The organism is Mesorhizobium sp. M1A.F.Ca.IN.022.07.1.1 (genome assembly GCF_003997575.1).
Taxonomy (GTDB): Bacteria; Pseudomonadota; Alphaproteobacteria; order Rhizobiales; family Rhizobiaceae; genus Mesorhizobium.
This window is the reverse complement of record NZ_RZST01000648.1, coordinates 1-1,116: the sequence shown is the minus strand read 5'-3', so window position 1 is coordinate 1,116 and position 1,116 is coordinate 1. Positions and strand designations below refer to the sequence as shown.

At 64.9% G+C, this 1,116-nt stretch carries 1 pseudogene; it reads right to left on the bottom strand.

Going from position 1 to position 1,116, the window contains the following annotated elements:
- Window positions 1–1,066 (bottom strand): annotated as a pseudogene (locus EOA75_RS33100) (efflux RND transporter permease subunit); the annotation flags it as partial.
- Window positions 1,067–1,116: the final 50 nt, after the last annotated feature.

The following is a 1,116-nucleotide window of genomic DNA, read 5'->3' as shown; positions in this document are numbered from 1 at the left end:
GCCTGGCGCACATCATCGGCACCAGCGTCAACGAGACGATGGCCGAAATGACGATGGCGATCGCAAGCGTGATGGCGAATTCGTGGAACAGGCGGCCGACGACGTCGCCCATGAACAGAAGCGGGATCAGCACCGCGATCAGCGAGACGGTGAGCGAGATGATGGTGAAGCCGATCTGGGCCGAGCCTTCGAGCGCGGCGGTGACCGGATCGTCGCCATGCTCGATGAAACGCGAGATGTTTTCGATCATGACGATGGCGTCGTCGATGACGAAGCCGGAGGCGATGGTCAGCGCCATCAGCGACAGATTGTCGAGGCTGAAGCCCCAAAGATACATGACCGCGAACGTGCCGATCAGCGACAGCGGCACCGACAGGCTCGGAATGATCGTCGCCGGAATGTTGCGCAGGAACAGGAAGGTGACGAGCACGACCAGAAGCGCCGCCGTCGCCAGCTCGAACTCGACGTCATGGACTGAGGCCCGGATGGTGGTCGTGCGGTCGGTCAGCGGCTCGACGGTGACCGCCGCCGGCAAGCCGGCGCGAAGCTGCGGCAGCAGCGCCTTCACCGAGTCGACGACGCGGATGACATTGGCTCCGGGCTGGCGCTGGATGTTGAGCAGGATCGCCGGCGAGCGGTTTTTCCAAGCGCCCAGCTTCGAGTTCTCCGGCCCCTCTATGATATCGGAGACCTCGCCCAGCCTGACCGGCGCGCCGTTGCGGTAAGCGACGACCATATCCGCATAGGTCTTGGGGTCGCTGATCTGGTCGTTGGCGTTGATGGTGTAGGAACGCGCCGGCCCGTCGAAGCTGCCTTTCGGCGTGTTGACGTTGAGCGCGCCGATGGTGGTGCGCAGATCGTCGATGTTGAGCCCCATGGCGGCCAGCGCCTTGAGCTTTACGCGGATTCGCACGGCCGGCCGCTCGCCGCCGGAGATGCTGACCAGCCCGACGCCCGGAAGCTGCGAGATCTTTTGCGCCAGCCGCGTCTCGGCATAGTTCTCGACTTCGGTCAGCGGCAGCGTCTTCGAGGTGATCGCCAGCGTCAGGATCGGCGCATCGGCCGGCCACCTTCTGCCCGCCGACCTGCCGGCGCCGCCGATCTACGCCAAGGTGA